General features: G+C 69.5%; 9 protein-coding genes. 5 read left to right on the forward strand and 4 right to left on the reverse strand.

The genetic code is table 11. From position 1 onward, the window contains the following. From QZ772_RS19855 to QZ772_RS19870, 4 genes are all read right to left on the reverse strand, one after another. On the reverse strand, nt 1-716 hold a 716-nt coding region (locus tag QZ772_RS19855), incomplete at its 3' end, for a TolC family protein (protein WP_295529839.1). A 13-nt stretch (nt 717-729) separates the two neighbouring features. Next, the gene (locus QZ772_RS19860; RefSeq protein WP_295529842.1) at nt 730-1,071 is read right to left on the reverse strand and encodes a rhodanese-like domain-containing protein; all 342 of its coding nucleotides are present in this window, start codon (nt 1,069-1,071) and stop codon (nt 730-732) included. 111 nt (nt 1,072-1,182) lie between these two features. Then, nucleotides 1,183-1,854: a protein-L-isoaspartate O-methyltransferase gene (locus tag QZ772_RS19865; RefSeq protein WP_295529845.1), complete on the reverse strand. Its 672-nt coding sequence runs from the start codon at nt 1,852-1,854 to the stop codon at nt 1,183-1,185. Between the two features lie 41 nt (nt 1,855-1,895). After that, nucleotides 1,896-2,597 carry a TetR/AcrR family transcriptional regulator gene (locus QZ772_RS19870; RefSeq protein WP_295529847.1) on the reverse strand — a complete coding sequence of 234 codons (702 nt, stop codon included), beginning with the start codon at nt 2,595-2,597 and terminating at the stop codon, nt 1,896-1,898. A gap of 111 nt (nt 2,598-2,708) precedes the next feature. Here QZ772_RS19870 and msrA point away from each other — a divergent pair, with 111 nt between their 5' ends. The 5 genes from msrA to QZ772_RS19895 form a co-directional block, all read left to right on the forward strand. After that, entirely contained in the window at nt 2,709-3,269 is a 561-nt protein-coding gene (msrA, locus tag QZ772_RS19875; RefSeq protein WP_295529850.1) for a peptide-methionine (S)-S-oxide reductase MsrA, read from the forward strand. Nucleotides 3,270-3,308: 39 nt separating this feature from the next. Continuing rightward, complete coding sequence (locus QZ772_RS19880; RefSeq protein WP_295529853.1) at nt 3,309-3,734, forward strand: hypothetical protein; 426 nt, start codon at nt 3,309-3,311, stop codon at nt 3,732-3,734. Between the two features lie 79 nt (nt 3,735-3,813). Next, a complete protein-coding gene (locus QZ772_RS19885) occupies nt 3,814-5,994 on the forward strand; it encodes a TonB-dependent receptor (RefSeq protein WP_295529856.1) in 2,181 nt (726 codons plus the stop codon). Nucleotides 5,995-6,013: 19 nt separating this feature from the next. Then, a complete protein-coding gene (locus QZ772_RS19890) occupies nt 6,014-6,418 on the forward strand; it encodes a hypothetical protein (protein WP_295529859.1) in 405 nt (134 codons plus the stop codon). An 84-nt stretch (nt 6,419-6,502) separates the two neighbouring features. Beyond that, on the forward strand, nt 6,503-8,507 hold a 2,005-nt coding region (locus tag QZ772_RS19895; protein WP_295529863.1), incomplete at its 3' end, for a TonB-dependent receptor.

Raw genomic sequence — 8,507 nt, forward strand, 5'->3', positions numbered from 1 at the left:
GCCAGGTCGGCAGGCTGGGGCGGTGCAGGCAGCGCTGCGCCGGTCGGTGCCCACGGTGTGGCGCCGCTGCGGCCGACCAACTGGTCCAGGGCCACCTGGCGCACCTGGCGGTCGTTCTCGGCCGCGATCTCCTGCGCCACCACCAGGTCGTAGCGGGCCTGGGCCTCGCGCTGGTCGGTGACCGTGGCATTGCCCACGTCGAAGTTGCGCTGGGCCGTCGCCCGCTGCTCCGCCACCGACGCCTTCTGGGCACGGATGAGGCGCAGGTTGTCCTCGGCCGACAGCAGGTCGAAATAGGCCTGGCCCACGCGCACGATCAGGTCCTGCTCGGCCAGCTGCAGTTGGGCCAGGGCCAGCGCGGCCTGCCGCTGGCCTTGCCGATAGCTGGCCCAGTTGGCAGGACGGTAGATGGCCTGCGTGGCCTGCACCCCGACCTGGGTCGTGGAGAAGTCGCGCGGCCCGGTGCCGACGGGTGTGCGGATGTCGGAGTCGGTGCGCGAGGCGCTGGCGGCAAAGCCCACCTGCGGCAGGATGCCGGCCCGGGCCTGCTCGCCGCGGGCCGTGGTCGCGTCGGCCTGGGCGCGGGCGGCCTGGTAGCTGGCGTCGTAGCCACGGGCAGCGTCGTAGAGGCTGCCCAGGTTCTGGGCGGCGGCCGGCCCATGCAGGGCCAGCGTGGCGGCCGCCAGGGCCACCGCGCGAAGAACGAGCGGGCGCATGAGCGTGCGCCGCTCAGTAGCGGGGAACGGAAGGGTCGCGCTGCTGCGACCAGGCGTCGATGCCGCCGCTGATGTTGGCGACCTGCTCGTAGCCGTTGTGGGCCAGGAAGGCGGCCACCCGCTGGCTGCGGGCGCCGTGGTGGCACAGGCAGGCGATGCGCTGGGCGGGGTCGAGCTCGGCCAGGCGGGCGGGGATCTCGTTCATGGGTACGGCCACCACGATGAAGCCGGCATCGGGCTTCACGCTGGCGGTCTGCAGTTCCCAGGGCTCGCGCACGTCGAGCACCACGGCCGGCGCGTCGGGCGCCTGGTCGAACCAGGCTTGCAGGTGGGCGGGAGGGACTTGGTCGATCATGGTGGCGCTGGGTAGGCGGAAGACCGTCCCTGGCGCTCCTTCGACGTCCCGGCCCGGCGCTTCGACAGGCTCAGCGCGAACGGATGACGCTCAAGGCGCGCTCGGTGGCGGTCAGAAGTTGAAGCGCGAGGGCTCCGGGAAGTTCAGCAGGCGGGGGGCGATGGTGTCCCAGGGCTCCTGGGTGTCCCACTTGCCTTCGGCCGTGCGGGTGACGAAATGGGCGCGCATCACCGGCTCGTCACCGACGATGGCGGCCAGCCGGCCGCCGATGTTCAGCGAGCCCAGCAGGTTCTGCGGAATGCGGGCGACCGAGCCGCTGAGCAGGATGACGTCGAAGGTCGGGCCGCTGGGCAGCGGCTGGGCGCCGTCGGCGTGGCGCACTTCGACATTGCCGACGCCGTTGCGCTGCAGGGTCTGGGCGGCCGTGGCGGCCAGCTTGGGGTCGATCTCCAGCGTCAGCACGCGGGCGGCGCGGGCGCCAAGCAGGGCGGCCATGTAGCCGGAGCCGGTGCCGATCTCGAGCACGGAGTCGGTCTTCTTGACCTGCAGGTCCTGCAGCAGCCGCGCCTCCATCTTGGGCGAGAGCATGACCTGGCCGGGGCCGTCGCCGAGCGGGATGTCCATGTCGAAGAAGGCCATGCCGCGGTGGGCGGCGGGCACGTAGTCTTCGCGGCGCACTTCGGTCAGCAGTTCCAGGATCTCGAGGTCGAGCACGTTCCAGGGGCGGATCTGCTGCTCGATCATGTTGAAGCGCAGGGGATCGGTGACGAGGGAGGCGGTCATGGTGGGGGCGGGGCGACGCAGAACGGACAAAGCCCGGGATTCTAGGAGCCTGCCGCGCCGCCGTCCGCGGCGAGCCCCTGGCGGGTGCACATGCCGTGCAGCAGCAGATCGGCCTGTGCGGCCAGATAGCGTGCCGGGTCCAGCGCGGCCGTGCCGCCACACACCTCGGGTGCGTGCTTCCACAGGATCATGAAGAGCAGCGGCGCCACCACGGCATGGACGGCGTGGTCCAGGTCCATGGCGCGGAATTCACCCCGGGCGATCCCGCGTTCCAGGATCCGGCGCACCAGCGCATTGCCCGGCGCCACCACGCTCTGGTGGTAGAAGGCCGACAGCTCGGGGAAGTTGCGGCCCTCGCTCATCATCAGCTTGCTGATGCCCGACACCTGCGTGCTGCCCACGCGTTGCCACCAGGTGTTGAGCGCATAGCGCAGCATGTCGGGACTGCTGCCTTCGAAGGTCTCGAACTCCTGGTTCCACTCGGTGAAGCGGCCGGCCAGGTTCTCGGTGACGACCGCCTTGAACAGCTCCTCCTTGGAACCGAAGTACAGGAACAGCGTGCCCTTGGAGACTCCGGCGCGGGCGGCCACGTCCTCCGACCGGGTGGCGGCGAAGCCCTTCTCGACGAACAGGTCGAGTGCGGCCTGCAGCAGCTCGCCCGGTCGGGCCTCCTTGCGACGCGCGCGCTTGGCGCCGGTCATGGCGTCGCGCAGTCGGCAGGGCAGGGAGGCAGAGGAACCCATGAGGGGGAGGGCGAAGAAGTTAATGACCGGTTGGTTATTAATTATTGGCCGCCGGTTCTGCAGGCGTCAAGACGAGACGGCACAATCGCCCGTTTGCCCAGGAGAAGCGCCATGTCCGAAACCCAAGCCGCATCGCCGCAGACCATCGTCCTCGGGGGCGGGTGCTTCTGGTGCACTGAGGCCGTGTTCGACCGCGTCGAAGGCGTGCTGGACGTGGAGTCCGGCTACGCCAACGGGCATGTGGACCATCCCACCTACGAGCAGGTCTGCAGCGGCACCACCGGCCATGCCGAGGTGATCAAGGTGCAGTTCGATCCCTCGGTCATCGACCTGCGCGAGATCCTGCACATCTTCTTCGTCGTGCACGACCCGACCACGCCCGACCGACAGGGCAACGACGTCGGCCCGCAGTACCGCAGCGCCATCTACACCACCGACGAGGCCCAGTTGGCCACCGTTCGCGAGGTGGTGGCGGAGCTGGCCGCCCACCAGGCCTATGGCGGCGTGCCCATCGTGACCGAGATCGGCCCGCTGCAGCGCTACTGGCCGGCCGAGGCCTATCACCAGGACTACTTCGCCAAGCATCCCAACCAGGGCTACTGCGCCTTCGTCGTGGCGCCCAAGGTCGAGAAGTTCCGCAAGACCTTTGCCGAGCGGGTCAGGAAGGGCTGAGGCCCGCACCGACCGCCCCCCGCACGACCTCGCCTCTGGATGCCGCCTCGCCTCCTGCGCACGTCTGCCTCGCCTGTGCTGGCCATCGTGCTGGCGTGGGTGCTGGTGATCGCGTCGGCGCTGGGGCTCATGCACCGCACCCTGCACATGCATGCGGGTGGCGGGCATGCGGTTGCGGTCGAGGCGCATGCCCCCCATCTTGGCCACGCGGCCGACGCCCATGGTGCCGAGCCCTTCGCGCATGCCGCGCACCATGGGCTGGCGGCCCTGTTCGACGACCATGAGGACGGCAGCGCGCTCTGCCTGATCCTGGACCAGCTTCAGCACGATGCGGCCACGCCCACCATCGTGCTGCTCATGCTGCCCACCCTGCCGCCCGCGGCGGTGCTCGCCTTCATGCAGGGCGAGGCCCTGCGGCGCTGGGTGGCGCTCTTCGACGCGCGCGGTCCGCCCGTCACTCGCTGAATCTCCCTGAGCCCTGGCCCTGCCGCCCGCACCTGCGTGGGCGGTGGAGGCCTGTCCATCGATTCGCCAGTGACATCCCATGAACCAGAATTTCCCTCGCAGTGCCGTCGGCATTGCCGTTCTCACGCTCCTGTGCGCCCCGGCCTTCGCCCAGGACGCCGCACCCCCGGGCAATGCCGCTTCCGGCGCGGCGACGCCGGCCCAGCCCCAGACGCTGTCCACCGTCGAGGTCAGCTCCGAGCGCCTCAAGAAGGCGCGCATGGAGCTGTCGCCCGAGACGGGCGCCACCGTCTACCGCATCGACCAGAGCGCCATCGGCGCGCTGGGCAAGGGCGACGCCACGCCGCTGGACGACGTTTTGCTCACCCTGCCCGGCGTGGCCAAGGACTCCAAGGCCTCCGGCTCCCTGCATGTACGTGACGACCACGGCAACGTGCAGTACCGCATCAACGGCGTGCAACTGCCCGAAGGCATCTCCGGCTTCGGCCAGACGCTGGACACCCGCTACATCGACACGATCACCTACCTGACCGGCGCGCTGCCGGCCCAGTACGGGCTGCGCACCGCCGGTGTGGTCGACATCCAGACGAAGCAGGGCTTCGGCAAGCCCGGCGGCTCCCTGGGCTTCACCCTCGGCAGCCACGACACACTGGAAGGCAGTGGCTCGGTCTACGGCACCACGGGCAACCTGAGCTACTACCTCTCGGCCAGTGGCGTGGGCAACAGCCAGGGCATCGAGAACCCGCAGCCCACGCTCAATGCCCAGAACGACCGCACCCGCCAGGGCAAGACCTTCGGCAACTTCTCGTACTACCTGGACGACGACACGCGGCTGGGCCTGATGTTCGGCACCTACGATGGCAAGTTCCAGATCCCGACCAACCCGAACCAGACGCCAGCCTTCTCGCTGGCCGGCTTCAGCGACCTGGGCTCGGGCTACAACGGCCTGCCTTCGTCGCAGGTGCGCGAGCGCCAGAACGAGAGCACGCGTTTCGTCGCGCTGTCGTACCAGAAGTCGCTGGGCGCGCTGGACTTCCAGTTGTCGGCCTTCCACCAGTATTCGAGCCTGCACTACCGGCCCGACCCGGTGGGCGACCTGATCTACAACGGCGTCGCCTCGGACACCGAGCGCACCAACTCGTCCAATGGCCTGCAGGCCGATGCCTCGTACAAGCTGGGCGACGCCCACACGCTGCGCTTCGGCGGGCTGTACACACGCGCGAACACGCGCAGCATCAACGCGGTGAACGTGTTCCCGGTCGACGACTCGGGCGCGCAGGTGGGCAATACGCCGGTGCTCATCAACGACAACTCGGGCAAGACCGGCGAGCTGGCCAGCCTGTACCTGCAGGACGAGTGGCGCATCGACCCGAAGCTCACCTTCAACTACGGGCTGCGCTACGACAGCGTGAACGCCTTCACCAAGGAGCACCAGTGGAGCCCGCGGCTGAACCTGGCCTATGCGGCAACCGAGAGCACGGCGCTGCATGCCGGCTTCGCGCGCTACTTCACGCCGCCGCCGCAGGAGCTGGCCTCGCAGCAGAGCATCAACCTCTACACCGGCACCACCAACCAGCCCGAGGTGGCCAACTCCGACGCGGTGAAGGCCGAGCGCTCGCGCTACTTCGATGTGGGCGTGGACCAGAAGGTGGGCGAGCACCTGTCGCTGTCCGCCGATGCGTACTACAAGCACATCGACAACCTGCTCGACGAAGGCCAGTTCGGCCAGGCGCTGATCCTGTCGCCCTTCAACTATGCGCAGGGCTTCGCGCGCGGGCTGGAGCTGTCGGCGCGCTACAGCGACGACCACTGGGCCGCCTATGCCAACCTGGCCTACCAGAAGGCGATGGGCAAGAACATCGTGTCCAGCCAGTCGCTGTTCGGTGCGGACGAGCTGAGCTACATCGCCAACCACTACGTGTACCTGGACCATGACCAGATCTACACCGCCTCGTTGGGCGCCAGCTACCGCTTCGGTGCCGACCAGGTCAGCGGTGACCTGATCTACGGCAGCGGCCTGCGACGCACGCCCGACGGCGGGGCGCCCAACAGCGCGGCGCTGCCGCACTACACCGTGGTCAATGCCGCCTACTCGCACACCTGGAAGTACGGGGACGGCGGCGACGTGGTGGGCCGCGTCGCGGTGCTGAACCTGTTCGACGAGAAGTACCTGCTGCGCGACGGCACGGGCGTCGGCGTGGGCGCGCCGCAGTACGGCACCCGCCGCAGCCTGTACGTGAGCATGACCACGCACTTCTGATCTGCCGGGACGCACGCGGATGAATCGCTCCAGGCCGTCACGCATCGTCGCGCTCGCACTGCTCGTCGCAGTGTGGGTGACGACGACGCTCGGCCTTGTGCATGGCACCCTGCATGCGCCGAACGACCATCCGCATGCCGCCTGGCAGGCGACGGCCGGAACCCCCGCGGAGCCGGCTGCCTCTGCTGACGGCGCCGTCCTCCAGGCGCCGCGCCATGCCTGGCTGCATGCCCTGTTTGCGGACAAGACCGATGCGGAATGCCGTCTGTACGACGTGCTGTCGCACGGCGCCGGCCTGCCGGGCGTGCCGCTGGTGCTGCTGCCGGTGGCGCTGCCTGCGGCCACCTTCGCCTGCCTCGCCGTCCAGGCCATCTACCGATGGACCGTGCACTTCGATGCGCGCGGTCCACCCGGCGCTCGCTGAATTCCCGTGCTTCCTCGACGCTGCCGCGACCGCCCCGTGCGGGCCGTGGCGGCACGTCCTTTCAAATTCAACGAGTGCTTCCAGATGACCCCCCAATTCCATCGCCACGCCATCGGCGCGGCCGTTCTCTTTGCCCTGTCCACGCTGGCGCATGCCCAGCCCACGGCCGAAGGCGCCACGCTGAGCACCATCACCGTCACGGGCAACCCGCTCGGCGCGGCCGAATCCATCGCGCCGGTCGAGGCGCTGTCGGGCAGCGCGCTGCTGTACCGCTCGCAGTCCACCCTGGGCGAGACGCTGCAGGGCCTGCCCGGCGTCTCCAGCACCTACTTCGGGCCCACCGCCAGCCGGCCCACGATCCGCGGGCAGGACGGCGACCGCATCCGCATCCTTTCCAACGGCGGCGCCTCGCTCGATGCCTCGGCCCTGAGCTATGACCATGCGGTGCCCACCGACGCCCTCGTCACCGACCGCATCGAGGTGCTGCGCGGCCCCGGCGCACTGCTTTATGGCGGCAGCGCCGTGGGCGGCGTGGTCAACGTGATCGACAACCGCATCCCGACGGAGCCGATCAACGGCTTCGGCGGCCGCGCCGATGCCAGCTACGCCAGCGGCAGCAAGGAAGGCAACGGCGCCGTGGTGCTCGAAGGCGGCAACGACCGCTTCGCGCTGCATGTCGATGCCTTCCGCCGCCATGCCGACGACGTGAACGCGCCCACCTGGCTGGAGTGCGGCAAGGGCGGCGTCAACGTGCTGCAGAAGCGCATCTGCAACTCGGCCTCCGAGAGCCGCGGGGGCGCCGTGGGCGGCACGCTGTTCTTCGGCGGTGCCGGCTGGATCGGCGCCTCGGTGAGCGACTACCGCAGCAGCTATGGCACCGTGGCCGAGGACGACGTCACCATCGGCATGCGCCAGCAACGCCAGGCCATCGAAGGCGAATGGCGCCCCGGCGGCTTCTTCACGAGCATCCATGCCAAGGCCAGCCACACCGACTACAGGCACACCGAGTACGAAGGCGGCTCGCCGGGCACCACCTTCACCAACAACGGCAACGACCTGCGCATCGAGGCGCGTCATCGGCCCATCGCGGGCTTCGAGGGCCTGATCGGCCTGCAAAGCGAGCGCACCCGTTTCGCCGCCGATGGCGAAGAGGCCTTCGCGCCGCACAGCCGCACGCACAGCGACGCGCTCTTCCTGTACGAGGAGCTGCCGCTGTCCTGGGGCAGGCTGAGCTTCGGGGCGCGCACCGAGCGGGTGAAGGTGTCGTCGCAGGGCTATCCGGACGATCCGTCGATCACCCGCTTCGCCATCGGCGAGCGCAGCTTCAACCCGCACAGTGCGTCCTTCGGCCTGCTCTACAACATGGCGCCGCAGTGGCAGATCACGGGCAACCTCGCCTACACCGAGCGCGCGCCCAAGGACTACGAGCTCTTCGCCAACGGCCCCCACGTGGCCACCGCTGCCTGGGAGGTGGGCGATGCCAACCTGCAGAAGGAGCGCTCGCTGGGCGCCGACATCGGCGCGCAGTGGAAGTCCGGCGCCCACAACGCCCGCGTCAATGCCTACTGGTCGAAGTTCCGCAACTACATCGGCCTCACGGCCACGGGCAAGCTGCGCAACGACGAGGGCGAGTCCTTCGTCCGCGGCTCGGAGGAGGCCCTGGCCGCCGCGCTGGACGAAGAACTGCTGGCCGAATACGTCTACCGCGGCGTGCGGGCCCGCTTCACCGGCATCGAGGCCAGCGGCAGCCTGCGCCTGCTGGGCAACGACGGCCTGCGCCCGCTGCCCGGTGGCAAGCTCGACCTCGAATGGCGTGCCGATGCCGTGCGTGCCACCAACACCGACACGGGCGAGGCGCTGCCGCGCATCGCACCGGTGCGTTTGGGCGCCACGCTGGCCTGGACCAGCGGGCCCTGGAGCGCGCGCGTCGGCTTCGACCACTACGCCGCGCAGAAGCGCGTGCCGGCCACCGACCGGGCCACGGACAGCTACACGCTGTGGAATGCATCGCTGGGCTACCGCATGAAGGTGCAGCGCGCCAGCCTGCTGTGGTATGCGCGCGTGGACAACCTGGGCAACGAGCTGGCCT

This window comes from uncultured Pseudacidovorax sp. (assembly GCF_913773995.1).
Classification (GTDB): domain Bacteria; phylum Pseudomonadota; class Gammaproteobacteria; order Burkholderiales; family Burkholderiaceae_C; genus Xenophilus.

Coding starts and splice junctions, on each gene's coding strand:
- QZ772_RS19870 (WP_295529847.1), bottom strand. CDS start 2,597: ATGGGTTCCTCTGCCTCCCTGCCCTGCCGACTGCGCGACGCCATGACC.
- QZ772_RS19860 (WP_295529842.1), bottom strand. CDS start 1,071: ATGATCGACCAAGTCCCTCCCGCCCACCTGCAAGCCTGGTTCGACCAG.
- QZ772_RS19890 (WP_295529859.1), top strand. CDS start 6,014: ATGAATCGCTCCAGGCCGTCACGCATCGTCGCGCTCGCACTGCTCGTC.
- QZ772_RS19865 (WP_295529845.1), bottom strand. CDS start 1,854: ATGACCGCCTCCCTCGTCACCGATCCCCTGCGCTTCAACATGATCGAG.
- msrA (WP_295529850.1), top strand. CDS start 2,709: ATGTCCGAAACCCAAGCCGCATCGCCGCAGACCATCGTCCTCGGGGGC.
- QZ772_RS19880 (WP_295529853.1), top strand. CDS start 3,309: ATGCCGCCTCGCCTCCTGCGCACGTCTGCCTCGCCTGTGCTGGCCATC.
- QZ772_RS19885 (WP_295529856.1), top strand. CDS start 3,814: ATGAACCAGAATTTCCCTCGCAGTGCCGTCGGCATTGCCGTTCTCACG.